The organism is Cellulomonas sp. KU4C (genome assembly GCF_056868065.1).
This window is the reverse complement of the sequence record NZ_CP200322.1, coordinates 1,990,718-2,017,031: the sequence shown is the minus strand read 5'-3', so window position 1 is coordinate 2,017,031 and position 26,314 is coordinate 1,990,718. Positions and strand designations below refer to the sequence as shown.

Genomic DNA, 26,314 nt, shown 5'->3' with positions numbered 1-26,314 from the left:
CTCGCCCCGCGCACCGCGTCCGGCGACCCGGACACCGCGACCCGGGCGTCAGCGCGACCCGGACACCGCGACCCGGGCGTCAGGCGGCCTGGATGAACGCCTTCACCGCGTCGGCCACCAGCTGGACGGCGATCGCCGCGAGCAGCAGACCGGCGATCCGGGTGACGAGCGTCGTGCCGGAGTCGCCGAGCAGGCGGTGGATGACGCCCGCGAACCGCATCGCGAGCCAGAGGCAGATGTGCACGAGCACGATGCCGATGGCGATGGCCAGCCAGTCCGCGAGGGTCCCGTCGCTCTGCTGCACGAACACCATGACGGCGACGATCGCGCCGGGCCCGGCGAGCAGCGGCGTGCCGAGCGGCACCAGCGCCACGTTGACCTTGGCGTTGCCGGACGGCTGGGGCTCCTCGGACTTGCCGGTCAGCAGCTCCATCGCGACGAGCAGCAGCAGCAGGCCGCCGGACGCCTGCAGCGCGGGCAGCGAGATGTGCATGTACGACAGCAGGCTCTGCCCGAACACGGCGAACGCGAGGATCACGCCGAACGCCACGAGGATCGCCTGCCGGGCCGCGCGGTTGCGCTGCTGCCGGGTCATGGCGCCGGTCAGGCCGAGGAAGATCGGCACCGTCCCCGGCGGGTCCATGATGACGAACAGGGTGATGAAGACCTCGGAGAGGAGTCGCCAGTCGAGCACGGCGCTCATCGTCCCACCCCCGGGCGGCCGACGACGCCGGTGCGTCCCTGGCGCTCGATCTCGGCCAGCACCTCGGGCGCGGTCAGGTTCTCCCCCAGCAGGTTGGGCTTGCCGGCGCCGTGGTAGTCGCTGGAGCCGGTGACGAGCAGCCCGAGCCGGTCCGCGAGCGCGGTGAGCCGCTCGACCTGCGCGGGCGTGTGGTCGCGGTGGTGCACCTCGAGCCCGGCCAGACCGGCCTCGGCGAGCGCCGCGATGTCGGAGTCCGGCACGACGCGGCCGCGGCCGTCGGCGCCGGGGTGCGCGAACACGGGGACGCCCCCGGCGGCGCGGATCGCCTCGACGGCCTCGACCGCCTCGGGCGCGTAGTACGGCACGTAGTAGCGGCCGCGGGTCGACAGCAGGTCGTCGAACGCGGCGGTGCGGTCGGCGACGACCCCGAGCGCGACCAGGGCGTCGGCGATGTGCGGGCGACCGACGACGGTCCCGGGCTGCTGCTGGGCGAGGACGTCGTCCCAGGTGATCGGCAGGTCCTCGGCCAGCCGCTCCACGATCGCCCGGCCGCGGTGCAGGCGTGCCTCGCGGGTCTGCGCGATCAGGTCGGCGAGCGCGGGGGCGGCCGGGTCCTGCAGGTAGGACAGCAGGTGCACGCTGACCCCGCGGGACAGCGCGGACACCTCCGTGCCGGGGACGAGCACGACTCCGTGGGCCACCGCGGCCTCGCCCGCCGCGGCCCAGCCGGACGTCGTGTCGTGGTCGGTCAGCGCGACGACGTCCAGCCCGGCGGCCGCCGCGGAGGCGATCACGCCGCCCGGGGGCTCGGTGCCGTCCGAGGCGGACGAGTGGGTGTGGAGGTCGATGCGCACCGCGGAAGCGTACTCACCCGCGCGCCCGGGGCGGTGCCAGACTGGGGGCATGGCCACCGACACGACTCCCGAGTCCCCCGCGCCCGCCCAGGTCCCGGCCGAGCAGACGCTCGCCGACCGCGGGTCGAACCGCAGCCAGCGCCCGCAGTCCGCCGCGTTCCTCGACTGGGTGACGTCGGGCTGGGCGGAGCGTCCCGCGAGCGGCGCGGTCCCCGCCGAGGCGGCGCCGTTCACCGCCGCGCGCCGCGCCCGGCTCGGCGCCCGGTTCCCCGGCGAGCGCCTGGTCGTGCCCGCGGGCACGTACAAGGTCCGGTCGAACGACACCGACTACCGGTTCCGGCCGCACTCGGCGTTCGCGCACCTGACCGGCCTGGGTGCGGAGCAGGAGCCCGACGCGGTGCTCGTCCTGCACCCGGCGGCCGACGGCGAGGGCGACGAGCTGCCCGGCGGCGGCCGGTCGACCCACCACGCGGTGCTGTACATGCGCCCGCTCGCGGGCCGCGACTCCGAGGAGTTCTTCTCCGACGCCCGGTACGGCGAGTTCTGGGTCGGCCCGCGGCCGACGCTCGAGGACATGGAGACGACCACCGGGATCCGGACCGCGCACAGCGACGACCTGCGCGACGCCCTGGCCAAGGACGCGGGCGCCGACGGGGTCCAGGTCCTCGTGGTCCCGGGCGTGGACGAGTCCGTCGACGCCGTCGTGGCGGACATCCGGGCCGCCGAGGCGGCCGGGGAGCGCGACGCCGCCCTGGTCGAGGCGCTGTCGGAGCTGCGGCTGGTCAAGGACGAGCTCGAGGTCGCGGAGCTGCGCAAGGCGGTGGCCGCGACGGCCGAGGGCTTCGAGCAGGTCGTGCGCCGCCTGCCGGAGGCGGTCGCGCACCGCCGCGGCGAGCGGGTCATCGAGGGCACGTTCCTGTCCCAGGCCCGCGTCGAGGGCAACGCGGTCGGCTACGAGACCATCGCGGCGGCTGGCGCGCACGCCACGACGCTGCACTGGACCGACAACGACGGCCAGGTCCGCCCCGGCGAGCTGGTGCTGATCGACGCGGGCGTCGAGGTCGACTCCCTCTACACCGCGGACGTCACCCGGACGATCCCCGTCGACGGGACGTTCACCGACGACCAGCGCCGGGTGTACCAGGCGGTGCTGGACGCCGCCGACGCCGCGTTCGCCGCCGCCGTCCCGGGCAACCGGTTCCGGGACGTGCACGCCGCCGCGATGGAGGTCATCGCGGCACGCCTCGACGCGTGGGGCATGCTGCCCGTGCCGGCCGCCGAGTCGCTGAGCCCCGAGGGCCAGCAGCACCGCCGCTGGATGGTGCACGGCACCAGCCACCACCTCGGCCTGGACGTGCACGACTGCGCGCAGGCACGGCGCGAGATGTACCTGGACGCGGTGATCGAGCCCGGGATGGTGTTCACCATCGAGCCCGGGCTGTACTTCCAGGTCGACGACCTGCGCGTGCCGGAGGCGCTGCGCGGGATCGGCGTGCGGATCGAGGACGATGTGCTGGTGACCGCGGACGGCAACGAGAACCTGTCGGCGGCGCTGCCGCGGACGCCGGCGGACGTCGAGGCGTGGATGGCGGGGCTGTCCGGGCGCTGACCACCGCCCCCGGGACGCGCGACGGCCCGGCACCCCTCCCTCGTCGGGTGGGGGTGCCGGGCCGTCGTGACGTCAGTCCTGCTGGTCGGCCGGAGGCGTCGGGTGCTGCGGCGTCGGCGGCTGCGGGGCGCGCTGGCCGTAGCGCGGCTCGCCCGCCTCGGCGCCGGGCTGGGGCGCCAGCTGGCCGTAGCGGGGCGGCTGCGCCGGCGTGGTCGGCTGCGCGGGCGGCGGCACCGGCGCGCCGGGGGCGCCCGGCTGCGGGTAGGTCGCCGACGGGTCGGACGGCCGACCGGCGACCGGGCCGGTCGGCGCCGCGGGGGCGCCGGGTCCGGGCCGCCCGCCGGGGAGCTCGCGGAGCAGCTGGCGCGCGTCGCCGGCCTTCTCGGTCTGGCACAGCACCGCGTACTGCGAGGCGACGATCTGGCTCTGGGACGTGAAGTCCCGCTTGCCGCCGGTGAACGCGTAGAAGATCACCGAGAACAGCAGCCCGAACCCGCCGCCGACGAGCACGGACGTGAACAGGATCCCGGCGTTGCTGCTGGTGAGGAGGAACAGCAGGCCGACGAACACGCCGAACCACGCCCCCGAGCCGAACCCGGTGATCGCGACGCGGGCGTAGGTGAGCCGGCCGGTGACGCGCTCGACCATGCGCAGGTCGGTCCCGACGATCGTCACCAGCTGGACGGGGAACTGCCGGTCGGACAGGTGGTCGACCGCGCGCTGCGCCTCGAGGTAGGTGCCGTAGGACGCGACGGTCTCGCCCTGCGGGAGGGTGGGCGTCCCGGGGACGCGCGAGCGGCTGGAGAAGGACATGGCCCCATCCTGCCGATCCCGCGGTGCCGCCGCCAGGTGTCCGGGTCAGGACGCAGGAACCTCATGGCCGACGTCCAGGTTCCTGTCAGCGACCCGGGACGTGACGGCGGTCACCCGACCCCGGCCCTGCGGGGCACCGGACGCGGCGTCTACGCTGGCCCCCGTGAGCGCCTCCGGGACCCGAGTGTTCGTCGCGCGGCTCGCCGGCACCTCCGTCTTCGACCCGATCGGCGACCAGGTGGGCCGGGTGCGCGACGTCGTCGTGCTGCTCCGGCCCAAGGGCGCCCCGCGCGCCGTGGGCCTCGTGGTCGAGGTCCCCGGCAAGCGCCGCGTGTTCGTGCCGCTGACCCGGGTCACCGCGATCGACGCGGGGCAGGTCCTCTCGACCGGCCTGGTGAACATGCGGCGGTTCGAGCAGCGCCCGTTCGAGACCCTGGTCGTGGGCGAGCTGTTCGACCGCACCGTGCAGCTGGCGGACGGCTCCGGCTCCGCCGCGGTCGAGGACGTGGCGATCGAGCGGCAGCGCAACGGCGACTGGCTGGTGTCGAAGGTGTTCGTCCGCAAGCACCGGCCCGGGCGCGGCGGCCTGCTGCGCCGGCGGGGCGAGCCGGAAGCTCCTGGACATCGACGCCATCGCGGGCCTGGCGCGCACCGCCGCGGACGCGCAGGACGCGACCCTGCTGCTCGCGCAGTACGACGAGCTCAAGCCCGCCGACCTCGCCGACGTGCTGCACGACATGGGCGCCACCCGCCGCCTCGAGGTCGCGACCGCGCTCGACGACGAGCGGCTCGCGGACGTGCTGGAGGAGCTCCCCGAGGACGACCAGGTCGCGATCCTGTCCGGCCTGGCCCGGTCCCGCGCGGCCGACGTGCTCGAGGCGATGCAGCCCGACGACGCCGCCGACCTGCTCGGCGAGCTGCCCGACGACCAGCAGGCCGAGCTCCTGGGCCTGATGGAGCCCGAGGAGGCCCGCGACGTCCGGCGGCTGCTCGCCTACGAGGACAACACCGCCGGCGGTCTGATGACCACGGAGCCGGTGGTCCTCGGGCCGGAGACGCCGATCGCCGCCGCGCTGGCCCACGTCCGCCGCCGCGAGCTCACGCCCGCGCTCGCCTCGATGGTGTTCGTCGTGCGCCCGCCGCTGGAGACGCCGACCGGCCGGTTCATCGGCGTCGTGCACCTGCAGCGGCTGCTGCGCGAGCCCCCGCACGAGGCGATCGGCTCGCTGGTGGACACCGACATCGACCCGGTGCCCGCCGACGCGCCGCTGCTCGCCGTCACCCGGCGGCTCGCGACGTACGACCTGCTGGCGATCCCGGTCGTCGACGACGAGCGCCGCCTGCTCGGCGCGGTCAGCGTCGACGACGTGCTGGACCACCTGCTGCCCGAGGACTGGCGCGAGACCGACGAGGAGGTGCAGCCCGCCCCGGCCGCCCCCGCCGGACCCCGGCACGTCGGAGCGCCCGCCCCCGGGGAGGCCGCCGTGGCTGAGCGCCTGGACACCCCGAAGACCGCGCGCCGGACCTGGCTGCCCAAGCTGGAGGACGACGCGTTCGGCAAGGTCTCCGAGGGGATCGCCCGGTTCATGGGCACCCCGCGGTTCCTGCTCTGGCTGAGCCTGTTCTGCGTCGCGTGGCTGGCGTGGAACTCCTGGGGCCCGGAGGGGCTGCGGTTCGACAAGGCCGCGAACGGGTTCACCGCCCTGACGCTGATGCTGTCCCTGCAGGCGTCCTACTCGGCGCCGTTGATCCTGCTCGCGCAGAACCGGCAGACCGACCGCGACCGCGTCCAGGCCGAGCAGGACCGGCAGCGCGCGGAGCGGAACCTCGCGGACACCGAGTTCCTGGCCCGGGAGATGGCCGCGCTGCGCATCGCGCTGTCCGAGGTCGCCACCCGCGACTTCGTGCGGTCCGAGCTGCGCAACCTCATGGAGGAGCTGCTCGAGGACCGCGACGACGCGGAGTCCGACTCCGACGGCGCCCAGGAGCGCCGCACCGAGCGCCGGGACCGTCGGTCGACCGAGCCGTCCTGACGCCGGTCCCGCCGGGTGCACCCCGCGGCCGACCTACGATGGGCGCATGCCGGACACCCGTGACCCCGAGGCCGTCGCCGCTGCCGTCCGCCAGGCCCTGACCCGGGTGCTCGACCCGGAGATCCGGCGACCGATCACCGACCTCGGCATGGTGCGCTCGGTCGACGTGGACACCGCCGCGCCCGAGGGCACCCGCGTGACCGTCGGCATCGACCTCACCACCGCCGGCTGCCCGCTGCGCGACACGATCACGAAGGACGTCACCGCCGCGGTCCTCACCGTCGAGGGCGTCGCGGACGTGCGGATGGCGATGGGCGTGATGAGCCCCGAGCAGCGCGCCGCGCTCACCGAGCGGCTGCGCGGCGGCGCGGAGCCGGTCATCCCGTTCAGCAAGCCCACCTCGCTGACCAAGGTGTTCGCGGTCGCGTCCGGCAAGGGCGGCGTCGGCAAGTCGTCCGTCACCGCGAACCTCGCGGTCGCGATGGCGCAGGACGGCCTGCGGGTCGGCGTCGTGGACGCGGACATCTACGGCTTCTCGATCCCCCGGATGCTCGGCGTGACCCAGCCGCCGACCCGCGTGGACGAGATGCTGCTGCCGCCGATCGCGCACGACGTGAAGGTCATCTCGATCGGCATGTTCGTGCCGCCCGGCCAGCCCGTCGTCTGGCGCGGTCCGATGCTGCACCGCGCGCTCCAGCAGTTCCTCGCGGACGTGTTCTGGGGCGACCTGGACGTGCTGCTGCTGGACCTGCCGCCCGGGACCGGCGACATCGCCATCTCGGTCGCGCAGCTGCTGCCCGGGTCGGAGCTGGTCGTCGTCACCACGCCGCAGCTCGCCGCCGCGGAGGTCGCCGAGCGCGCCGGGTCGATCGCCACCCAGACCCGGCAGTCCGTCGTGGGCGTGGTCGAGAACATGGCGTGGCTGGAGCAGCCCGACGGCAGCCGGCTCGAGCTGTTCGGCTCGGGCGGCGGCGCGCGGGTCGCCGAGGGCCTGACCCGGTCGACCGGCACGACCGTGCCGGTGCTCGGCCAGGTCCCGCTCGACATCCGGCTGCGCGAGGCCGGCGACGGCGGCACCCCCGTCGTGCTCACGGACCCCGACTCCCCCGCCGCGGTCGCGCTGCGGCAGGTCGCGACGACGCTGACGTCGCGGTCGCGCGGGCTGGCGGGGAAGTCGCTGGGGCTGACGCCGGTCGGGCGGTAGGCAGGGGCGGCAGGCGCCGGTCGGGCGTGTTGGTTCCTGTTCGTTCCTGGTGGATACTGGCCCCGTGCTCGCGAGTCAACGGCAGGACCGCATCGTCGCGGAGGTGCGCGCCCACGGGGCGGTCCGGGTGGCCGACCTGGTCGAGCAGCTCGACGTCTCCGAGATGACCGTGCGCCGGGACATCACCGAGCTCGACCGCGCGGGCCTCGTGCGGCGGGTGCACGGCGGCGCGGTCGCGGTCGACGGGGCGAGCCGGCCCACGGACGAGCCGGGCTTCGAGGCGAAGAGCACCTGGTCGACGGCCGAGAAGGACGCCATCGCGGACCTCGCGGCGGCGACCGTCGAGCCCGGTCAGGCGATCGCGCTGTCCGCGGGCACGACGACGCACCTGCTGGCCCAGCGGATCGCCGCCGACCCGGCGCTGCGCCCGCTCACCGTCGTGACGAACTCCCTGCCCGTCGCGCAGACCCTGCACCGGGCGGTCCCGGGCGCGGGGGCGCTGGACGTGATCCTCACCGGCGGCACCCGGACGCCGTCGGACGCCCTGGTCGGCCCGGTCGCGGACACCGCCCTGGCGACGCTGCGGGTCGACCGGCTGTTCCTCGGCGTGCACGGGCTGGACGAGTCGGGTCTGATGACACCGAACCTGGCCGAGGCCGCGACCGACCGGGCGCTGCTGCACTGCTCGGCGGCGGTGACCGTGCTGGCCGACCACACCAAGTGGGGCGTGATGGGCCTGGCCCGGATCGCCGCGCTGGAGGAGGTCGACGTGCTGGTCAGCGACGCCGCGCTGCCGGAGCCCGCACGCGCGGTGCTCGCCGACGCGGGCTGCACGCTGCTGACGCCCGACCCCGCCTGACCCGACCCGCCTGACCCCGACAGCACCACACCCCGCACGACACCCCGCACCACCCCACGCCGAGGAGCGATGACCTTCATGGAGCAGCAGCACGAGCCCGCGACCACCCCCGTGTGGGTCGGTGCCTGGGAGCCCACGGACGGTGCCGCGCGGGTGCGCGCCCTGTTCGCGGACCGGTTCGGCGCGGAGCCCGACGGCACGTGGTCGGCGCCGGGCCGGGTGAACCTGATCGGGGAGCACACCGACTACAACGGCGGCCTGTGCCTGCCGTTCGACCTGCCGCACCGCACGTACGTCGCCGTGCGCCGGACCGACGGCGACACCGTGCGCCTCGTCTCGGCGCAGGAGGCCACGGGCATCCGCGAGGTCGCGCTGTCCGAGGTCGCCCCCGGGACCGTCAGCGGCTGGCCGGCGTACGTGGTCGGCGTCGCGTGGGCGCTGCGCGAGGCGGGCCACGAGGTCGGCGGGTTCGACGTCGCCGTGGACTCGTGCGTGCCCTACGGCGCGGGCCTGTCGTCCTCGGCCGCGCTGGAGTGCGCCGCGGCCGTCGCGATCGACGCGCTCTACGGGCTGGGCCTGGCGGGCACCGCGGACCAGCCGGACGACGCCGGGCGGACGGTCCTCGCCGCGGCGTCCATCCGCGCCGAGAACGAGATCGCGGGCGCGAGCACCGGCGGCATGGACCAGTCGGTGTCGCTGCGCGGCCGCGCCGGGCACGCGCTGCTGCTGGACTGCCGGGACGGGTCGGTGCGGCACGTGCCGTTCGACCTGGCCGCGCACGACCTCGCGCTGCTCGTCATCGACACCAAGGCCGAGCACGCGCTCGTCGACGGCCAGTACGCCGCGCGCCGCGCCGCGTGCGACGAGGCCGCGGCGATCCTCGGCGTGCCGACGCTCCGGGAGATCGCCCCGGACCGGCTGGGCGACGCCCTCGCGACGCTCGCGCACGGCACCGGTCCGGTGGGCGACGGCTCCGGCGACGCCGAGGTGCTGGTCACCCGCGTCCGGCACGTGGTGACGGAGATCGAGCGCGTGACGCAGTTCGTCGCGCTGCTGGACGAGGACCGCGTCGAGGAGGTCGGCGACCTGATGGACGCGTCGCACGCCTCGCTGCGCGACGACTACGAGGTCTCCTGCCGCGAGCTGGACGTCGCCGTCGAGGCCGCGCGCGCGGCGGGGGCGCTCGGCGCGCGGATGACCGGTGGCGGCTTCGGCGGCTCGGCGATCGCGCTCGTGCGCGCCGACGCGGTCGACGCGGTGGCCGCGGCCGTCGCGGACGCGTTCGCGACGCAGGACCTGCACGCCCCGGCGTTCCTGGTCGCGACGGCGAGCGGCCCCGCGGCCTGACCGGCCGCTCCCCCGCGGACGATCCCGCGACTCCCGCCGACCCACCCGGCGTGCCGACGGCCGCCGCCCGCCACCGTGCGGGCGGCGGCCGTCGTCGCGCTACCGCCCGGGCCGCTCGTCGGGCAGCGCGTCGGGCCGCGGCAGCCGCGCCGCGTCCTCGTGCATCGCGACCAGCAGCGAGTACGGCCGCCCTCCCGGGGTCGGCGGCCGCTGGGCGAGCTCCTCGACGAACGCGTCCACCCGCGCCAGGAGCTCGTCCCGCTCGGTCGCGCTGAGCCGGACACCGAGCCGGGTCATCCGCACGGTCGCCGGGTCGGACTCGTGCAGCTCCTCGAGGAACGTGGCCGCCATCAGCTGCCACTTGCCGGGGAAGTCGGGGGCGCGCCAGGACTTCCTCGTCGCGCGGTACGGCACCTCGCGGGACCCCCGGGCCCCGCGGCGCACCGGGTCGGCCGCGAGGAACCCCCGGTCCACCAGCGTGCGCACGTGGTGCAGGACGGTCGCGGGGTTGCGACCCAGCCGCTCGGCGATCTCCCGGTTGGTCAGCGCCTCGTCGAGGCAGAGCCGCAGGATCCGCAGCCGGAGCACCGAGGCGAGCGCCCGCGCGTCGGCGTCGAGCTCGGCGTGGTCGTCGGCGTCGGCGTCGGCGGGCTGCGTCATGCGCCGATCCTAGCCACTGATTGACACTTCCCAATCAGTGACGCCATGCTGACCGCCATGTCCGGACCCGAGGCGCCACCGCGCCGGCGCTCGCTCGTCCACCACCCTGACTTCCGGCGCCTGTGGGTCGGCGACGCGCTCGGCCAGCTCGGCGCAGCTCACCGGGATCGCCCTGCCGGTGCTCGCCGTGCGGGACCTCGCCGCCACCGAGTGGCAGATGGGCGTGCTCACCGCCGCCGAGACCGCCGCGTTCCTGGTGATCGGCCTGCCGACCGGCGCGTGGGTGGACCGGATGCGCAAGCGGCGCGTCCTCGTCACGGCCGACCTGGTCCGGGCGGCGACCCTCGCGGCGGTGATCGGGCTCGCGTTCGCGGGGCTGGCGTCGATGCCCGTGCTGTACGCGGGCGCGCTGGTGATCAGCGCGGCGACGGTGTTCTTCGACGTCGCGCACCAGTCCTACGTGCCGGGTCTGGTCGGGCTGGAGCACATCGGCGAGGGCAACGCGAAGCTCCAGGCGACCGCGTCGGTCGCGCACGTCGCCGCCCCGGCGCTCGGCGGCGCCCTGCTGCGGGTCGTCCCCGCGCCGGCGGTGATCGCGGTCAACGCCGTGACGTACCTGGTCTCGGCCCTCGCGGTCGGCCGGATCCGGCAGGTCGAGCAGCTGCCGCCCGTCGCCGACCGGCGCCCGCTGCGGGTCGAGATCGCCGAGGGTCTGCGGTTCGTGGTGCGCCAGCCCCTGCTGCGCCGGATCGTCGCCTGCACGGCGGTCGGCAACCTGTTCTCCGCCGTCGGCGCCGCGGTCGGCGTCATCTACGCGCTGCGCGTCCTCGGGCTGGACGCGGCCGCCTACGGCACCGTCCTGTCGGCGTCCGCGGTCGGCGGGCTGGCCGGGGCCGTCGCGGCCGACCGCCTGCAGCGGTGGGTCGGCGAGGGGCGGCTGATCCCGCTCGCCGCGCTGGCGTTCGCCCCGGGCGCCGCGCTGACGCCGCTCGCGTCGGTGCTGCCGGTCGACCCCCAGGTGACGCTGGTCGTCGGCGGCGTGCTGTTCTTCTTCGCCGTGGTCGTCTACAACGTCGCCCAGGTCAGCTTCCGGCAGCGGGTCTGCCCGCCCGCGCTGCTCGGCCGGATGAACGCCTCGGTCCGGTTCATCGTCTGGGGGACGACGCCCTTCGGGGCGCTGCTCGGCGGGTGGATCGGGCACTCCTGGGGTGTGCTGCCCGCGCTGTGGGTCGCGGCCGGCGGCGCGGTGCTGGCGGCGCTGCCCGTGCTGCTGTCCCCGCTGCTGCGGATGCGGGACCTGCCGGGCGCGCCGGCCCCGGCCTGAGGCATCGCCGCACGTCAGAGCCACGCCCGGCTGGACCAGCGCCGCGCCCGCGGGCAGGATGCTGGACGTGCTCCGCCTGCTGCTCGCCGCGACCATCGGCTTCTTCACCGCGTCCGTCGTCCTCCTCACCGCCGATGTCGGAGGTGACGCCTGGCCCTGGGCCGTGCCCGTCTCGGGTGCGCTGATGACGATCCTGCTCGTCGTCGTCTCGATCGGCCGCGGCTTCGCGGGGGTCCGTGGCGCGAGCGCGGCCGACGTCGAGGCCGCGGTCCGGGAGAACCGCGTCTCGCTGGCCCGGGTGATCGAGACCCGCGCCACCGGCAGCTCCGTCAACGACCAGCCGCTGTGCGACATCCGCCTGGCCGTGGCGTCCCGCACCCGACCGGCGTACACGACGTCGACGCGCGCCCTGGTGAACCTCGGCCGGCTGCCGTCGCTGCAGCGCGGTGCCGTCGTCGTGGTCGCGCAGCTGCACGCCGACCGGCCCGACGTCGCGCTGCTGGACCCCGCCCCCGGCGACTGGCAGGCCGCCGCCGACCGCGACACGACCGTGGCCGCGATGCCCGAGCCGCCCGCCTGGGAGATCGCGCCCGCTCGCGGCCGCGACCGGCAGGGCCTGCTGCGGATCCCCGCGGCCCTGCTGCTCCTGGCGTTCGTCGTCGGCCTCGGCGCGCGGGCGTGGCCGGAGCGGGACCTGGTCGTCGCGCTCGTCCAGGGCACGTCCCTCGACGAGGCCCGCGACGAGGCCGACCGCGCCCGCGCGGAGGCGGCGAGCATCTTCCCGGCCGCGCGCACCCAGCAGGTCGTCGACGACCTCGCCCAGGCCGCCGGCGGCACCCAGTTCGTCGACGTCGTGCTGTTCCGGACTTACGCCGTGGCGGAGGCGCCGACCTCCCCGGGGGCGACCACCACCGACTCGTTCAGCTGGCGCGACGGCGGCGCCGTGCGCGAGGGCGCCGAGCTGATCCAGCCCGACCCCGCCGACCTGCCCGCCGCGCTCTACGACGTCCGCGACCTCGACTGGTCCGTGGTGGAGCGCCTGACCGCGCAGATGACGGAGCTCACCGGCATCGACGACGCCGACGGCCCGGTCGTGTACGTCCGACGGGGGACGGCGTCGGACGCGATCGCCCCGGTCGAGATCGTGCTGTCCGTCGACGACGACTACTACGACGGCTGGGTCACCGCCGACGCGACCGGCGCGATCGTGTCGATGCGCGGCGGGGCCCCCGGCTCGCAGTCGGCGGCCTGGGAGGCCGAGCGCGCGGGCTGAGCCCGCGCGCCCGGGCGCGCCTCAGACGTCGTACGCGACGACCACCGGGGCGTGGTCGCTGAACCGGGCGTCGTAGGTCGCCGCGCGGTCGACCTCGACCGTGCGCACCCGGTCCGCGAGCGCCGGGGTCGCGAGCTGGTAGTCGATCCGCCAGCCGGAGTCGTTGTCGAACGCCTGCCCGCGCCACGACCACCACGTGTACGGCCCCGGGCCCTCGCCGCCGTGCTCGCGCCCCAGGTCGCGCCAGCCCTGCTCGTCGAACCAGCGGTCCAGGTACGCGCGCTCCTCCGGGAGGAACCCGGCGGCCTTGCGGTTGCCCCGCCAGTTCTTGATGTCGACCTCGCGGTGCGCGACGTTGAGGTCCCCCGCGACCACGGCGCGCGCGTCGGGGCCCGCGAGCTCGGCCATCCGCTTGGTCATCACGTCGAGGAACGCGTACTTCTCGGCCATCTTCGGCGTGTCCGCCTGCCCGGAGTGGACGTACGCGGACACCACCGTCAGCAGCTCGCCGTCCGGCAGCTCCAGGTCGGCCTCCACCCACCGTCCGCTGTCGGTCGGGACGCCGGTGCCGATGCCGATCCGCACCGCGTGCATCGGCAGCCGGGACGCGATCGCGACCCCCGCCCGCCCCTTCGTCTCGCTCGCCTCGTGGGCGAGGTGCCAGCCGTCCGCCGCGAGGTGGTCGCCGAGGATCTCGTCCGTCGCGCGCACCTCCTGCAGCAGCAGGACGTCCGGCCGTCGGGCCTCGATCCAGTCGGCCATCCCCCGCTTGAAGGCGGCCCGGATCCCGTTCACGTTCACAGTCGCTACCGTCAGCACGCGGACCATCCTGGCGCATGCCACTGACACCACACCCACCACCCCTCCCGCCGGGCCCGCGCGGGTGGTGGGATGGGCACCTCACCGCCGCACCCAGGAGGTCCGATGACCGTCCCCACCACCGCCGGCAGCACCGGCGGCGCCCTGACCGTCGAGTCCGCGGGCGTCGACGTCATCGCCGACGCCGACCGCAAGGGCACGCCCCGGCAGCTGTTCTGGCCGTGGTTCGCGGCGAACGTCTCCGTGCTCGGCCTGTCCTACGGCGCGTGGGTGCTCGACTTCGGGGTGTCGTTCGGCCAGGCGGTGGTCGCGAGCGTCGTCGGGATCGTGTTCTCGTTCCTGCTCTGCGGGGTCGTCGCCCTGGCCGGCAAGCGCGGTTCCGCGCCGACGATGGTGCTGTCCCGCGCCGCGCTCGGGGTGCACGGCAACCGGGTCGCGGCCGTCCTGTCGTGGCTGCTGACGGTCGGCTGGGAGACGATCCTCACCGCCCTGGCGACCCTCGCCACCGCGACCGTCGTGGAGGCCCTCGGCTGGGGCGGCGGGTCCGCCGTCCAGGTCGTCGCGCTGCTCGTGGTCGCCGCGCTCATCATCGCGGGCGGCGTGTTCGGGTTCGACCTCATCATGCGCATGCAGACCGTCATCACGGTCGTCACCGCGGTGCTGACCGTCGGGTACGTGCTGCTCGTGCTCGACCACGTGGACCTCGACGCCGTCACCGCGATCCCGGCGGGCACCGCGCAGGCGTTCATCGGCGCGCTGGTGTTCATGATGACCGGGTTCGGCCTGGGCTGGGTCAACATGGCGGCGGACTACTCCCGCTACCTGCCCCGGCACACCTCCGGGCGCGGCGTCGTCGTGTGGACGACGTTCGGGGCCTCGCTCGCGCCGGTCGTGCTGCTGGTGTTCGGGCTGCTGCTGGCCGGGTCCGACACGGAGCTGCGGACCGCTATCAGCGCCGACCCGATCGGCGCGCTCACCACCGTGCTGCCCACCTGGTACCTGGTGCCGTTCGCGGTCGTCGCCGTGCTCGGCCTGGTCGGCGGGGCGGTGCTGGACATCTACTCCTCGGGCCTGGCCCTGGTCGCCACCGGCCTGCCGGTCAGCCGGCCCGTCGCCGCCGGGATCGACGGCGTGATCATGGTGCTCGGCACGGTGTACATCGTGTTCGGGTCCGACTCGTTCTTCGGGGTGTTCCAGGGCTTCCTCATCACCCTCGGCGTCCCGATCGCGGCGTGGGCGGGGATCATGCTCGCCGACGTGCTGCTGCGGCGCCGCGACTACGACGACCTCGACCTGTACCGGCCCGAGGGGCGCTACGGCCGGGCACCTGCCGTCCCGCTCGCGCTGCTCGGCGCGGGCACCCTGCTGGGCTGGGGGCTCGTGACGAACGGCTCGGCCGCGTGGCTGGGCTGGCAGGGCTACCTGCTGGGTCCGCTCGGGCTCGGCGGGACCGAGGGCGCGTGGGCGTACGCGAACCTCGGGGTGCTGGTCGCGCTGGTCGTCGGGTTCGGCGGGACGCTGCTGCTGCGCCGGGGCGCGGTGCGCCGGCAGGAGGCGCTGCGGTGACCGGCGCGGGCGGGTCGGGGCGCACCGTCCTGGTGGTGGTGGACATGCAGCCCGTGTTCGCCGACGCCGGGAGCCCGTGGGCGGCGCCGCGGTTCGCCGAGGCGCTGCCGGTCGTCCGGGAGCTCGCCGAGGCGGCCGGGCCGGACCGGACGGTGTTCACCCGGTTCGTGGCGCCCGACGAGCCCGCTGGCGCGTGGGTCGCGTACTACGCGGACTGGCCGTTCGCGCTCCAGCCCCCGGACGCGCCCACGTACCGGGTGGTCCCGGGACTCGCGGACCTGGCTGCGGAGACCGCGGTCGTCACCGCCACCACGTTCGGCAAGTGGGGGCCGGACCTCGCCGCGCACGTCGCGCCGGGCGACACGATGCTGCTGGTCGGCGTCTCGACGGACTGCTGCGTGCTGTCGACGGCGCTCGCCGCGGCGGACGCGGGCGTGGCGGTCCGCGTCGTCGCCGAGGGCTGCGCGGGCTCCGACGACGCCGCGCACGCCCGCGCCCTGGACGCGATCCGCCTCTACGCCCCCCTGGCGGACGTCGTGCCGACGCCCACGGCCCGCGCGCTGCTCTCCCGCACCTGACCCGGCGGGGTCGGCAGTCGAGGTCGAGGGTTCCACGCGAGGTCGAGGGTTTCAGCCCCCTCCAGCGTGCGAAACCCTCGACCTCGCGCGACGGGCGTCAGCGCTGGCGCTCGGCCGTCTCGACCACGTTCGCCAGCAGCATCGCGCGGGTCATCGGGCCCACGCCGCCGGGGTTCGGGGAGACCCACGCGGCGACCTCCGCCACGCCCGGGTCGACGTCGCCGACGATCCGGGCCTTGCCCGAGTCCACGTCGGTGACCCGCGAGACGCCGACGTCGATCACGACGGCACCCGGCTTGACCAGGTCCGCGGTGACGATGCCGGGGACACCGGCCGCGGCCACGATCACGTCCGCGTTGCGGGTGTGCTCGCCGAGGTCGACCGTCCCGGTGTGCGTGAGGGTGACCGTGGCGTTGACCTCGCGCCGGGTCAGCAGCAGCCCGATGGACCGCCCCACCGTGGTGCCGCGCCCGACCACCGTCACGTCCGCCCCGTCGAGCCCGATGCCGTACCGGGTCAGCAGCTCGACGATGCCGCGGGGCGTGCAGGGCAGCGGGGAGGTGATCTCCTCGTTGACCCGCAGCACCAGCCGGCCCAGGTTCGTCGGGTGCAGGCCGTCGGCGTCCTTGTCGGGGTCGACGAGCTCGAGCACCCGGTTGGCGTCGATCCCACGCGGCAGCGGCAGCTGCACGATGAACCCCGTGCACGCCGGGTCCTCGTTCAGGCGCCGCACCGCGGCCTCGATCTCCTCCTGCGTGGCGTCGGCCGGCAGGTCCTCGCGGATGGAGGCGATGCCCACCTCCGCGCAGTCCCGGTGCTTGCCGGCCACGTAGGACAGCGAACCCGGGTCCTCCCCCACCAGCAGCGTGCCGAGGCCCGGGGTGACGCCGCGGGCCGCGAGCGCCTCCACCCGGGTCCGGCAGCTCGGCCTTGATCGTGGCCGCGGTGGCCTTGCCGTCGAGCGTCTTCGCCGTCATCAGCACGCCTCTCAGTACTGCTGCAGGCCGGGGTACAGCGGGTACGCGTCGGCCAGCCTGGCCACCCGCGCCCGCAGGCCCTCGACGTCGGCCGACGCGCCGTCCACCAGCGCCGTGGCGATGATGTCGGCGACCTCGGTGAACTCGGCGTCGCCGAACCCGCGGGTCGCGAGCGCCGGCGTGCCGATCCGCAGGCCGGACGTGACGCGCGGGGGGCGCGGGTCGAACGGCACCGCGTTGCGGTTCACGGTGATGCCCACGTCGTGCAGGAGGTCCTCGGCCTGCTGGCCGTCGAGCGACGACTCCGCAGGTCGACGAGCACGAGGTGCACGTCGGTCCCGCCGGTCAGCACGGAGACGCCCGCGGCCGCGACCTCGGGGGCCACGAGGCGGTCGGCGATGATCCGCGCGCCGTCGATGGTGCGCTGCTGGCGGTCCTTGAAGTCCTCGCCGCCGGCGATCTTGAACGACACGGCCTTGGCGGCGATGACGTGCATGAGCGGGCCGCCCTGCTGGCCCGGGAACACGGCGGAGTCGATCTTCTTGGCGTACTCCTGCTTGCTCAGGATGAAGCCGGAGCGGGGGCCGCCGATGGTCTTGTGGACGGTGGACGACACGACGTCGGCGTACGGCACGGGCGACGGGTGCAGGCCCGCGGCCACCAGGCCCGCGAAGTGCGCCATGTCGACCCAGAAGCTTCGCGCCGACCTCGTCGGCGATCTCGCGCATCGCGGCGAAGTCGAGGTGCCGCGGGTACGCGGACCAGCCGCCGATGATGACCTGCGGGCGGTGCTTGAGCGCCGCCTCGCGGATCGCCTCCGGCTCGATGAGGAACGTGTCGGGGTTCACGCCGTAGGCGCCGACGTCGTAGAGCTTGCCGGAGAAGTTGATCTTCATGCCGTGGGTCAGGTGACCGCCGTGCGCGAGCTCGAGGCCCAGGATGCGGTCGCCGGCGTTGGCGAGCGCGTGCAGGACCGCGGCGTTCGCGGTGGCGCCGGAGTGCGGCTGGACGTTGGCGTGCTCGGCGCCGAACAGGTCCTTCGCGCGGGTGATCGCCAGGTCCTCGGCGATGTCGACCTGCTCGCAGCCGCCGTAGTAGCGGCGGCCCGGGTAGCCCTCGGCGTACTTGTTGGTCAGCACGGAGCCCTGCGCCTGCAGGACGGCGCGCGGGACGAAGTTCTCGCTGGCGATCATCTCGAGCGTGCCCTGCTGGCGGGCGAGCTCGCCGTCCAGGACGGCCGCGATCTCCGGGTCGACCTCGGACAGGTTCTGGTCGAGCAGGGGCGTGTTCTCGGCGCTCATGCGTCTCCTCGGCGTCGGCGTGCGCGGTCTGTCGACCGCACACCGATGGTGTGGGGTGACCGCGGGGCCCAGGCGTCCGACCCGACGTCATGCTGCTGCGTCGCTCCCCGGTGGTGACCCACCTCTGCGCCAGTCGCGACCCCGTCAGCCTAGCAACGTCCCCGCCGTCCCGGGCGGGGCGTCTCACGACGGGTGAGGTCAGGCGGGCGCCTCGGCCTCGTCCGGGTCCCCGAGGATGCGACGCAGGTACGCGTACGTGAGGTCCCCGACGGTCTGGTCGTGCTCGTGGGTGTAGCCGTGCTTCTCGTACACCGCGAGGTTCTGCACGGAGTCGCGGCCGGTGAACACCCAGATCTCCTCCACGCCCTCGGGCAGGTGGGGCAGGATCGCGAGCAGCAGCTGGGTCCCGATGCCGTGGCCCTGCTGGTCGGGCGCGACCGCGAACCGGCCGAGCGTCGCCTTCGGCCCCTCGAGGACCACCCGGATCGAGCCGACGAGCCGGTGACCGGCCCACGCGCCGAGCGTCACGACGCCGTCCGCGGCGAGGTCCGCGCGCAGCTCGCTGAGCGTCTGGGTCAGCGGCGGGATGTGCGGGTCGTCGTACTGCTGGGCCTCGGTGACGAACGCGGCACGGCGCAGGGTCAGCAGCTCCCCGGCGTCCGCGTCGACGACGGGCCGGATGGTCACCTCGGGCTCGCTCATGCCCCCATCGTCTCAGCCGCTCCGCGCGCAGGACCACCCAGAGGTCCCGTGCTCACGAACATTCCACCCGTCGGACACCCGGACCGGCCCCACGAGACCCCGCCGGTACGCTCGACCCTCGTGCAGACCTCCGCGCCCGACCCCACCTCGTTCGTCCTGTCGCTGTCCTGCCCGGACCAGCCCGGCATCGTCGCCGCGGTCGCGGGGCTGCTCGCGGAGCACGGGGGCAACATCACCGAGTCCCAGCAGTTCGGGGACCCGCTGTCGGGGCTGTTCTTCATGCGCGTCGAGGTCGCGTCGACGAGCCCGCGCGCGGACCTGGAGGCGGCGCTGTCGGCCCTGGCGCCGCGGTTCGGGCTCGACTGGTCGCTGGACGTCGCCGGCCGGAAGATGCGGACCCTCGTGCTGGGCTCGACGGCGGCGCACTGCGTCAACGACCTCGCGTTCCGGCAGCGGTCCGAGGGGCTGCCGATCGACATCGTCGGGCTGGTGTCGAACCACACCGCGCTGGCCGACCTCGCGGCGTTCTACGCGATCCCGTTCCACCACGTCCCCGTCACCCGGGACACCAAGGCCGCGGCGGAGGCCCGGCTGCTCGCCCTGGTCGAGGAGCTCGACGTCGAGCTGGTCGTGCTGGCCCGCTACATGCAGATCCTGTCGGACGACCTGTGCCGCGCGCTGAGCGGCCGGGTCATCAACATCCACCACTCGTTCCTGCCGTCGTTCAAGGGCGCCCGCCCCTACGCGCAGGCCCACGACCGCGGCGTGAAGCTGATCGGCGCGACGGCGCACTACGTGACCGGCGACCTCGACGAGGGCCCGATCATCGAGCAGGACGTCGAGCGCGTGGACCACAGCCGCGCCGTCGCGGACCTGGTCGCGCTGGGCCAGGACGTCGAGCGGCGGGCGCTGGCACGGGCGGTGCGCTGGCACGCGGAGCACCGGGTGCTGCTGGACGGGCACCGGACGATCGTCTTCCGCTGATCCGGGACGTCGCTGCCCGCATGAGGCCGCGCGCCCGGGTCAGAGCGCCGCGGGCCTCGTCGGGCGCGGCATCCGCCCGGTCGGCGTGATGCCGGTGATCGCCGCGATCAGGTCCTCGTAGGAGGCGTGCTGCGCATCGAAGTCGCCGTTGATCCGGCCGAGGCGCAGCACCACGATGCGGTCCGCGACGGCCTGCACGTCGACCATCGAGTGGCTGATCATGACGACGCCGAGGCCGCTCTCCCGGAGGCGCTCGACCATGTTGAGCACCTCGGCGGTCTGCGAGATGCCCAGCGACGCCAGCGGCTCGTCCAGGACGACCACGCGGGGGTTGCCGACGAGGCTGCGCGCGACCGCCACGGCCTGGCGCTGGCCGCCGGACAGGGCCCGCACGGGCGCACGCACCGAGGGCACGCGCGCGGCCAGCTGGCTGAGCACCTCCCAGGCGCGCCGCTCCATCTGCCGCTCGTCGAGCATCCCGGCGCGCCGGATCTCCTGCCCGAGGAACAGGTTCTGCACCACGTCGAGGTTCTCGCACAGCGCGAGGTCCTGGAACACCGCGGCGATGCCGTGCTCCCGGGCCACGCGGGTCGACGCGAGCTGCACCGCCGACCCGTCGAGCTCGATGTGCCCGGAGTCGGGGGCCAGGGCACCCGACATCACCCGCGCGAGCGTCGACTTGCCCGCACCGATGTCGCCGACGATCGCGACGACCTCGTGCGGGTGGATGTCGAGGTCGACGTCGACGAGGGCACGCACCGCGCCGTAGTTGCGGGACACCCCCCGCACCGACAGGACCGGCGTGCTCGTCGACGCAGCCGCGGGTGAGCTCACTGGTCCTCCTCCGCTGCGTCCCTGCCGCGTGCCGTGCTGCACCGGCTCATCCTGCCACCGCCATCGTCCGGGCGATGCCCGCGTGGTCGAGCGCCAGGTCCAGCGCCCCGCGGACCTCCGCGGCGGTGCCGAGCTCGGAGACGACCACCTCGACCGGCCCGGCGGTGCTCGGCAGCGTGCGCTGCGCCAGCACGTTCCGGAACGTGTCCAGCAGGATCGGGCCCGCCTCCGCGAGCCGGCCGCCGACCACGACGAGCTCCGGGTCGAACAGGTTGCAGGTGTTCGCGGCGGCCACCGCGAGCAGCCGACCGGCGTCGGAGATCACCCGCCGGCACCCGGGGTCGCCCTCCTGCGCGCGGGAGATCACGTCGGCCAGCGTCAGGTGCCCGTGGCTGGACTCGAGCATCCGCAGCAGCGCGGGCGCGCCGATCAGCGCGTCCAGGCAGCCGCGGTTCCCGCACCGGCAGATCGGGCCGTTCTCGTCGATCGTGATGTGCCCGAACTCGCCGGCCGCTCCGGTTCGACCGTGGAACACGCGCCCGTCGACGACCAGGCCGCTGCCGACGCCGTGCGACACCTTCAGGTAGACGACGTGCCGGCGACCCCGCGCGGCGCCGTGCCGCAGCTCCGCGAGCGCCCCGAGGTTCGAGTCGTTGTCGACCCGCACGGGCACCCCGAGCCGGCGCTCCAGCACGTCGGAGACCGAGACGCCGTCCCAGCCGCGCAGCACGCCGACCGAGACGATCCGGCCCGTCTCCGGGTCGACCGGGGCGGGCACGCCGACCCCGACGGCGAGCACCTCCGACACGGTGGTGCCGACGGAGTCGACCAGCTCGGTGAGCAGCAGGGACGCGCGCTCCAGGCCCGCGTCGGCGCGGTGGTCCGGGGGCAGCGGCATCCGCTGGTCCGCGACGACCCGGTGCGCGACGTCGGCGACGGTGACGCGCAGCGACCGGGAGCCGAAGTGGATGCCGCCGACCAGCCCGAGGTTGCGGGCGAGCGTGACCTCCTGGGCGCGGCGGCCGCTGCGGGAGGTGGGCGCGGTGTGCAGGACCCCGGCGCCGGTGAGCTCCTTGACGATGTTCGACACCGTGGCGGGTGACAGCCCCGTGACACCGGCCAGCTCGACCTGCGTGAGGGAGCCACGCTGCTGGACGGCACTCACGATCCGGGCGCGGTTGGCTTCACGCAGTGAAGATTGCGAACCCGGGGTCACCCTCTCAGTGCCCACGTAGCCGAGGATACAGGCGGACGAGGCACCCCAGCACCGCCCGGGCGGGGTCGCCGGGGTGCGTTCAGGGGGTGACGGCAACGGCCGCCGTCCGCGGGTGCGGGCGGCGGCCGTCGGGTCGCGGTCGAGGCGGTCAGCCCAGGCGGGCGGCCAGGTTCTCGTCCAGCGCGGCGAGGAAGTCCTCGGTGGTGAGCCAGGCCTGCTCCGGGCCGACGAGCAGCGCGAGGTCCTTCGTCATCTTGCCGCTCTCGACGGTCTTGATGACGACGTCCTCGAGCGTCTGGGCGAACTCGGTGACCTCGGGGGTCTGGTCCAGCTTGCCGCGGTGCTTCAGGCCACCGGTCCAGGCGAAGATCGACGCGATCGGGTTGGTCGACGTCGGCTTGCCCTGCTGGTGCTGGCGGTAGTGTCGGGTCACGGTGCCGTGCGCGGCCTCGGCCTCGACGGTCTTCCCGTCGGGGGTCATGAGGACGGACGTCATGAGGCCCAGCGAGCCGAAGCCTTGTGCGACGGTGTCGGACTGGACGTCGCCGTCGTAGTTCTTGCAGGCCCAGACGTACCCGCCCTCCCACTTCATGGCCGAGGCGACCATGTCGTCGATGAGGCGGTGCTCGTAGGTGAGGCCCTTCTCGGCGAAGGCCGACGCGAACTCGGCGTCGAAGACCTCCTGGAACAGGTCCTTGAACCGGCCGTCGTAGGCCTTGAGGATCGTGTTCTTCGTGGACAGGTACACCGGGTACTCGCGCTGCAGGCCGTACGCGAACGACGCCCGCGCGAAGTCGCGGATCGACTCGTCGAAGTTGTACATCGCCATCGCGACGCCGCCGCCCTCGGGGTACGTCACGACCTCCTGCTGGATCGGCTCCGAGCCGTCCGCCGGCGTGAACGTCAGGGTCAGCGTGCCGCCGCCCCGCACCACGAAGTCGGTCGCCTTGTACTGGTCGCCGTGGGCGTGGCGGCCGATGATGATCGGCTTGTTCCAGCCCGGCACCAGCCGCGGGATGTTGCTGATGATGATGGGCTCGCGGAACACCACGCCGCCGAGGATGTTGCGGATCGTCCCGTTCGGGGACCGCCACATGTTCTTCAGCCCGAACTCCTCGACCCGCGCCTCGTCGGGCGTGATCGTCGCGCACTTCACGCCGACGCCGTGCTCGAGGATCGCGTGCGCCGCGTCGACCGTCACCTGGTCGTCCGTCGCGTCGCGGTTCTCGATCGACAGGTCGTAGTACCGCAGGTCCACGTCCAGGTACGGATGGATCAGGCGGTCCTTGATGAACTGCCAGATGATCCGCGTCATCTCGTCACCGTCGAGCTCGACGACCGGTCCAACCACCTTGATCTTCGCCATGCGGGCCAGATTACTTGACGTCGAGAGACTTCGCGGGCGCTGGGTCGCCCGACGTCCAGGCACGGCACAGCGAACCCTGGCATGCTGACAGCCGTGCCCCGACCCCGGGCGGCCGCCACGACGGCCCCGGAGCCGCACCGGCGCGCAGCGCCCCCCGGGGCCCCGCGCCCGCCACCGCACGGGCCCCGCGCCCGTCACCCCCGGACGAACGGATGACCATGCCCCAGGACACGCCCGAGCCCACCGAGGCCGCGAAGCCCACGGCGCCGGAGCCCACGACGGCCCCCGAGCCCACGCCGACCGGGACGACGCCGGCGACGAGCCCGGCCCCGACGGCCGCGCCCGCCCCGGCCGCCGCCCCCGCGCCCGCCGCGATCCCGACGGGCTTCGGCGCCGCCAGCGGCTACGGCACGGCCCGCCCGGTCGCGGACGTCGACCCGCTGGACGACGAGGTCGCGGTCGCCGCGCTGCGGACCACCGTGACCGGCCCGTCGCTGGTCGCGCGCGTCGGCGCGGAGCTGTTCGGCACGTTCGTCGTGCTGCTCGCGGGGCTCGGCGCCGCGATGTTCCTCACGCTGACCGGCACGGACGTCCCCGGCGTCGCGCTGGCCTTCGGCTTCGGCACGATCGGCGCGTTCCTGGCCGTGTCGCACGTGAGCGGCGGCCACTTCAACCCGGCGATCACGCTCGGCGCCGCGCTCGCCGGCCGCACGCCGTGGACGCACGTGCTGCCCTACTGGCTCGCGCAGCTCGTCGGCGGTGCGCTCGCGACGGCCGTGCTGTTCGTGACGTGGTCCTCGCTGCCCGCCCTCAGCGGCAACGAGCGGACGTTCTTCAGCGCGCTCGCGAACGGCTACGGCGACCACTCGCCCATCGCCGCGTCCACCGGCGGCACCGGCTTCGAGCTGATCGCCGCCCTGCTGATCGAGGTCGTGCTCGCGGCCGTGCTGGTCGGCGTGTACCTCGGCGCGACCCACCGCACCGGCGCGCGCCACCAGGCCGCGTTCGCGGTCGGCCTGACGCTCGCGTTCGCCGTGCTCGTGGCCTACCCGGTCACCGGCGGCGGCCTGAACCCGGCCCGGTCCACCGCGGCGGCGATCTTCGCCGAGTCGTGGGCGTGGGGCCAGATCTGGGTGTTCTGGGTCGCGCCGCTGGTCGGCGCCGCGCTCGCCGCGCTGCTGTACCGCGCGTTCGCGACGGCTCCCGCCGAGGACGACCTGCTGGACGAGGAGCTCGAGCTGGAGCTCGACGAGGTCGAGGTCGAGGTGCACCCGGCGCGCTGACGCCGCCAGCGCCCCCGCCGACGCCGCCACCCCCGACGCCGAGACAGGACGTCCGCGCCGAGACAGGAGCCTCCACGGTCCTGTCTCGGCGCAGCGGACCTGTCTCGGCGTCGCTGTGTCGGCGGGGGCTGCGGGTGTCGGCGGGGGCTGCGGGTCGGTCAGGGCAGCGGGTTGGGGACGATCTGCGACAGGACGCCGATCGCCAGCGCGAGCCCGGCGAGCACGGTGACGTCGGTGACCCGGCTGCGCACGACCAGTGCCGCCGGACCGCCGCGGACCACACCGCGCACGACGGCGCAGCAGACCAGGAACACCGCCAGCGCGAGCGCCCCGACCGAGGTGCCGGCGAGCAGCGCGAGCCCGACGCTGCCCAGCACCGCCCCGAGGATGACCCACAGCGACCAGTTCCGGTCCGCGGCGAGCGACGCACGGGCGATGGCGCGGGGGTCGAGCGGGCGGCCCTCGGAGTCGAACCTGTCCTCCGGGAGCGGGGTCGCCGCGCCGTCCTGGCTCATCGCCGCCTCCAGCCCCGTCCGCCGGGCCCGCGCACCGGGACCGTCCACCGGCGCGGCTCGGGCCGCGCACCAGCCACCGAGGGTACCGCCCGGACCTGGCCGCCCCCGGGCTACGGTGGCGTCGTGCCTGATCCCGGACGTCCCGCCACCGGCCCCACCCGCCCCGACTCCCCCGTGGCGCCCGCCGGACGGGGACCGCTCGCGCACGTGGTGGTCGTCGGGACCGGGCTCGCCGGGGTCCGGACCGTGCTGGAGCTGCGGGCGCAGGGCTTCACCGGCCGGGTGACGGTGCTGGGCGCCGAACCGGTCGCCCCCTACGACCGGCCGCCGCTGTCCAAGCACCTGCTGGACCGGCCCGCGCCGGCGTGGCTCGCCGACGAGCTGGGCGTCGACGCGCTCGCCCAGGCCGACGACGTCCGGCTGGCGACGCGGGCCACGGGCCTGCGGGTGCACGAGGACGGCGTCACCGTGCACACCGACGCCGGGCCGGTGCGCGCCGACGCGGTGGTCGTGGCCACCGGGGCCGCCGCCGTGCACCCGCCCGCCTGGCCCTCGGCGCTCACGCTGCACACCGCCGCGGACGCCCAGCGGCTGCGGGAGGCGCTGGCCGGGACCGGCGCCGACGGCGGTCCCCGGCGCCTCGTCGTCATCGGTGCCGGGTGGATCGGCGCGGAGGTCGCGACGGTCGCCACGGGGGCGGGGGTCGACGTCACGGTGGTGGAGGCCCGGTCGGTGCCGCTGGCGGCGGCGCTCGGCGAGCGGGTCGGCGGGCTGACCGCCCCCTGGTTCGCCGCCGCGGGCGTCCGGCTGCGGACCGGCGTGGCGGTCGCCGCCGTGGAGCCCGGCACCGGCGCGTCGGCCGGTGCCGTGACGCTCGCCGACGGCACCGTCCTGCCCGCCGACGTGGTGCTCGCGGCCGTCGGCGCCCGACCCGCGACCGCGTGGCTGGCGGGCCCGGGTCCCGGCACCGCAGGTCCCGACACCCCGGGCGCGCCCGTCGCCGTCGACGCGGTCGGCGCGGTCGTGGTGGACGAGCGGCACGCGCCGGTGGACGGGTCCTGGCGGGTCCGGGTCGTCGGCGACGCGGCCCGACGCCGGTCCCCCCGCCACGGCTGGGTGCCCGGCGGCCACTGGGACGCGGCGCTGCGCGGGCCGGCGGTGGCGGTCGCCGGGCTGCTGGGCCACGAGCCCGCCGAGCCGGACCTCGCGCCCTACGTGTTCTCCACCCAGCTGGGGCACGAGCTGGCGCTCTACGGCACGCCGGGCGTCGACGACGAGGTGCTGCTGCGCGGGGACCCCGCGGCGGGCGACGGCTGGACGGCGCTGTGGTTCGCGCCCGGGACCGACCGGCTGACCGCGGTGTTCGCCGTCGACCGCCCGCGCGACGTCGGCGGGGCGCGCCGGCTGCTCGCCGGGGCGGCGCTGCCGGTGCTCGACCGCGCGCTGGCCGCGGACCCGGCGGTCCCGCTGCCGCGCACCGTCGCGGGCTGAGCC

At 75.2% G+C, this 26,314-nt stretch carries 22 protein-coding genes, 3 pseudogenes and 1 riboswitch; of the genes and pseudogenes, 13 read left to right on the top strand and 12 right to left on the bottom strand.

Going from position 1 to position 26,314, the window contains the following annotated elements; genetic code table 11:
- Nucleotides 1-79 precede the first annotated feature (79 nt).
- The gene (locus tag AC1VL8_RS09645) at nucleotides 80-703 is read right to left on the bottom strand and encodes a MarC family protein (protein ID WP_389226316.1); all 624 of its coding nucleotides are present in this window, start codon (nucleotides 701-703) and stop codon (nucleotides 80-82) included.
- Nucleotides 700-1,557, bottom strand: coding sequence for a PHP domain-containing protein (locus AC1VL8_RS09640; RefSeq protein WP_389226313.1), 858 nt, complete (start codon nucleotides 1,555-1,557; stop codon nucleotides 700-702). Before AC1VL8_RS09640 ends, AC1VL8_RS09645 begins: the two co-directional genes overlap by 4 nt.
- 49 nt (nucleotides 1,558-1,606) lie before the next feature.
- Between AC1VL8_RS09640 and AC1VL8_RS09635 the strand changes: the two genes are divergently transcribed.
- Nucleotides 1,607-3,166, top strand: a complete 1,560-nt coding sequence (locus tag AC1VL8_RS09635) for an aminopeptidase P family protein (RefSeq protein ID WP_483075011.1) — start codon at nucleotides 1,607-1,609, stop codon at nucleotides 3,164-3,166.
- A gap of 72 nt (nucleotides 3,167-3,238) precedes the next feature.
- Here AC1VL8_RS09635 and AC1VL8_RS09630 read toward each other — a convergent pair whose 3' ends face one another.
- Complete coding sequence (locus AC1VL8_RS09630; RefSeq protein ID WP_483075010.1) at nucleotides 3,239-3,979, bottom strand: YflT domain-containing protein; 741 nt, start codon at nucleotides 3,977-3,979, stop codon at nucleotides 3,239-3,241.
- Nucleotides 3,980-4,142: 163 nt separating this feature from the next.
- Between AC1VL8_RS09630 and AC1VL8_RS09625 the strand changes: the two are divergent.
- The 5 genes and pseudogenes from AC1VL8_RS09625 to galK all read left to right on the top strand — a co-directional run.
- Nucleotides 4,143-5,409: pseudogene (locus AC1VL8_RS09625) on the top strand (magnesium transporter MgtE N-terminal domain-containing protein); the annotation flags it as partial.
- Nucleotides 5,410-5,565: 156 nt separating this feature from the next.
- Nucleotides 5,566-6,012, top strand: coding sequence for a DUF1003 domain-containing protein (locus AC1VL8_RS09620; protein WP_483076223.1), 447 nt, complete (start codon nucleotides 5,566-5,568; stop codon nucleotides 6,010-6,012).
- A 46-nt stretch (nucleotides 6,013-6,058) separates the two neighbouring features.
- Nucleotides 6,059-7,216 (top strand): Mrp/NBP35 family ATP-binding protein, encoded by a 1,158-nt coding sequence (locus AC1VL8_RS09615; RefSeq protein ID WP_389226298.1) that lies wholly within the window; start codon nucleotides 6,059-6,061, stop codon nucleotides 7,214-7,216.
- A 64-nt stretch (nucleotides 7,217-7,280) separates the two neighbouring features.
- Nucleotides 7,281-8,075 (top strand): DeoR/GlpR family DNA-binding transcription regulator, encoded by a 795-nt coding sequence (locus AC1VL8_RS09610; protein ID WP_389226295.1) that lies wholly within the window; start codon nucleotides 7,281-7,283, stop codon nucleotides 8,073-8,075.
- 78 nt (nucleotides 8,076-8,153) lie between these two features.
- Entirely contained in the window at nucleotides 8,154-9,422 is a 1,269-nt protein-coding gene (galK, locus tag AC1VL8_RS09605; protein WP_483075009.1) for a galactokinase, read from the top strand.
- Between the two features lie 99 nt (nucleotides 9,423-9,521).
- Here galK and AC1VL8_RS09600 read toward each other — a convergent pair whose 3' ends face one another.
- Entirely contained in the window at nucleotides 9,522-10,082 is a 561-nt protein-coding gene (locus tag AC1VL8_RS09600) for a winged helix-turn-helix transcriptional regulator (protein WP_483075008.1), read from the bottom strand.
- A gap of 178 nt (nucleotides 10,083-10,260) precedes the next feature.
- Between AC1VL8_RS09600 and AC1VL8_RS09595 the strand changes: the two genes are divergently transcribed.
- A complete protein-coding gene (locus AC1VL8_RS09595) occupies nucleotides 10,261-11,406 on the top strand; it encodes an MFS transporter (protein WP_483075007.1) in 1,146 nt (381 codons plus the stop codon).
- 67 nt (nucleotides 11,407-11,473) lie between these two features.
- Nucleotides 11,474-12,679 carry a hypothetical protein gene (locus AC1VL8_RS09590; RefSeq protein ID WP_483075006.1) on the top strand — a complete coding sequence of 402 codons (1,206 nt, stop codon included), beginning with the start codon at nucleotides 11,474-11,476 and terminating at the stop codon, nucleotides 12,677-12,679.
- Nucleotides 12,680-12,700: 21 nt separating this feature from the next.
- Here AC1VL8_RS09590 and AC1VL8_RS09585 read toward each other — a convergent pair whose 3' ends face one another.
- A complete protein-coding gene (locus AC1VL8_RS09585) occupies nucleotides 12,701-13,498 on the bottom strand; it encodes an exodeoxyribonuclease III (RefSeq protein WP_483075005.1) in 798 nt (265 codons plus the stop codon).
- A 105-nt stretch (nucleotides 13,499-13,603) separates the two neighbouring features.
- Between AC1VL8_RS09585 and AC1VL8_RS09580 the strand changes: the two genes are divergently transcribed.
- Entirely contained in the window at nucleotides 13,604-15,064 is a 1,461-nt protein-coding gene (locus AC1VL8_RS09580) for a purine-cytosine permease family protein (protein ID WP_483075004.1), read from the top strand.
- Nucleotides 15,061-15,642 carry a cysteine hydrolase family protein gene (locus AC1VL8_RS09575; protein ID WP_483075003.1) on the top strand — a complete coding sequence of 194 codons (582 nt, stop codon included), beginning with the start codon at nucleotides 15,061-15,063 and terminating at the stop codon, nucleotides 15,640-15,642. The genes AC1VL8_RS09580 and AC1VL8_RS09575 overlap by 4 nt, the downstream gene beginning before the upstream one ends.
- A 97-nt stretch (nucleotides 15,643-15,739) precedes the next feature.
- Here AC1VL8_RS09575 and AC1VL8_RS09570 read toward each other — a convergent pair.
- From AC1VL8_RS09570 to AC1VL8_RS09560, 3 genes and pseudogenes are all read right to left on the bottom strand, one after another.
- Nucleotides 15,740-16,619, bottom strand: a pseudogene (locus AC1VL8_RS09570) (bifunctional methylenetetrahydrofolate dehydrogenase/methenyltetrahydrofolate cyclohydrolase).
- An 11-nt stretch (nucleotides 16,620-16,630) separates the two neighbouring features.
- Nucleotides 16,631-17,920: pseudogene (gene glyA, locus AC1VL8_RS09565) on the bottom strand (serine hydroxymethyltransferase).
- Nucleotides 17,921-17,979: 59 nt separating this feature from the next.
- Nucleotides 17,980-18,067: riboswitch (ZMP/ZTP riboswitch) on the bottom strand.
- Between the two features lie 51 nt (nucleotides 18,068-18,118).
- A complete protein-coding gene (locus AC1VL8_RS09560; protein ID WP_483075002.1) occupies nucleotides 18,119-18,622 on the bottom strand; it encodes a GNAT family N-acetyltransferase in 504 nt (167 codons plus the stop codon).
- A gap of 120 nt (nucleotides 18,623-18,742) precedes the next feature.
- Between AC1VL8_RS09560 and purU the strand changes: the two genes are divergently transcribed.
- Nucleotides 18,743-19,606 carry a formyltetrahydrofolate deformylase gene (gene purU / locus AC1VL8_RS09555; RefSeq protein WP_389226261.1) on the top strand — a complete coding sequence of 288 codons (864 nt, stop codon included), beginning with the start codon at nucleotides 18,743-18,745 and terminating at the stop codon, nucleotides 19,604-19,606.
- A 39-nt stretch (nucleotides 19,607-19,645) separates the two neighbouring features.
- On the opposite strand, the gene AC1VL8_RS09550 is transcribed toward purU, so the two are convergent.
- The 3 genes from AC1VL8_RS09550 to AC1VL8_RS09540 form a co-directional block, all read right to left on the bottom strand.
- Complete coding sequence (locus AC1VL8_RS09550) at nucleotides 19,646-20,440, bottom strand: ATP-binding cassette domain-containing protein (protein ID WP_483075001.1); 795 nt, start codon at nucleotides 20,438-20,440, stop codon at nucleotides 19,646-19,648.
- A gap of 46 nt (nucleotides 20,441-20,486) precedes the next feature.
- A complete protein-coding gene (locus AC1VL8_RS09545; protein ID WP_483075000.1) occupies nucleotides 20,487-21,605 on the bottom strand; it encodes an ROK family transcriptional regulator in 1,119 nt (372 codons plus the stop codon).
- A 199-nt stretch (nucleotides 21,606-21,804) separates the two neighbouring features.
- On the bottom strand, nucleotides 21,805-23,022 hold the full coding sequence (locus AC1VL8_RS09540) for an NADP-dependent isocitrate dehydrogenase (RefSeq protein WP_483074999.1): 1,218 nt from the start codon (nucleotides 23,020-23,022) through the stop codon (nucleotides 21,805-21,807).
- 212 nt (nucleotides 23,023-23,234) lie between these two features.
- Between AC1VL8_RS09540 and AC1VL8_RS09535 the strand changes: the two genes are divergently transcribed.
- Nucleotides 23,235-24,305, top strand: coding sequence for an aquaporin (locus tag AC1VL8_RS09535; protein WP_483074998.1), 1,071 nt, complete (start codon nucleotides 23,235-23,237; stop codon nucleotides 24,303-24,305).
- A 158-nt stretch (nucleotides 24,306-24,463) separates the two neighbouring features.
- Here AC1VL8_RS09535 and AC1VL8_RS09530 read toward each other — a convergent pair whose 3' ends face one another.
- A complete protein-coding gene (locus tag AC1VL8_RS09530) occupies nucleotides 24,464-24,820 on the bottom strand; it encodes a DUF3017 domain-containing protein (protein ID WP_483074997.1) in 357 nt (118 codons plus the stop codon).
- A gap of 123 nt (nucleotides 24,821-24,943) precedes the next feature.
- Between AC1VL8_RS09530 and AC1VL8_RS09525 the strand changes: the two genes are divergently transcribed.
- A complete protein-coding gene (locus AC1VL8_RS09525; RefSeq protein ID WP_483074996.1) occupies nucleotides 24,944-26,311 on the top strand; it encodes an NAD(P)/FAD-dependent oxidoreductase in 1,368 nt (455 codons plus the stop codon).
- Nucleotides 26,312-26,314: the final 3 nt, after the last annotated feature.

Bases quoted from the DNA above. Each gene is read 5' to 3' on its own strand.
- AC1VL8_RS09645 (WP_389226316.1), bottom strand. From the start codon at position 703: ATGAGCGCCGTGCTCGACTGGCGACTCCTCTCCGAGGTCTTCATCACC.
- AC1VL8_RS09635 (WP_483075011.1), top strand. From the start codon at position 1,607: ATGGCCACCGACACGACTCCCGAGTCCCCCGCGCCCGCCCAGGTCCCG.
- AC1VL8_RS09630 (WP_483075010.1), bottom strand. From the start codon at position 3,979: ATGTCCTTCTCCAGCCGCTCGCGCGTCCCCGGGACGCCCACCCTCCCG.
- AC1VL8_RS09620 (WP_483076223.1), top strand. From the start codon at position 5,566: ATGGGCACCCCGCGGTTCCTGCTCTGGCTGAGCCTGTTCTGCGTCGCG.
- AC1VL8_RS09615 (WP_389226298.1), top strand. From the start codon at position 6,059: ATGCCGGACACCCGTGACCCCGAGGCCGTCGCCGCTGCCGTCCGCCAG.
- galK (WP_483075009.1), top strand. From the start codon at position 8,154: ATGGAGCAGCAGCACGAGCCCGCGACCACCCCCGTGTGGGTCGGTGCC.
- AC1VL8_RS09600 (WP_483075008.1), bottom strand. From the start codon at position 10,082: ATGACGCAGCCCGCCGACGCCGACGCCGACGACCACGCCGAGCTCGAC.
- AC1VL8_RS09580 (WP_483075004.1), top strand. From the start codon at position 13,604: ATGACCGTCCCCACCACCGCCGGCAGCACCGGCGGCGCCCTGACCGTC.
- AC1VL8_RS09560 (WP_483075002.1), bottom strand. From the start codon at position 18,622: ATGAGCGAGCCCGAGGTGACCATCCGGCCCGTCGTCGACGCGGACGCC.
- AC1VL8_RS09540 (WP_483074999.1), bottom strand. From the start codon at position 23,022: ATGGCGAAGATCAAGGTGGTTGGACCGGTCGTCGAGCTCGACGGTGAC.
- AC1VL8_RS09535 (WP_483074998.1), top strand. From the start codon at position 23,235: ATGACCATGCCCCAGGACACGCCCGAGCCCACCGAGGCCGCGAAGCCC.
- AC1VL8_RS09530 (WP_483074997.1), bottom strand. From the start codon at position 24,820: ATGAGCCAGGACGGCGCGGCGACCCCGCTCCCGGAGGACAGGTTCGAC.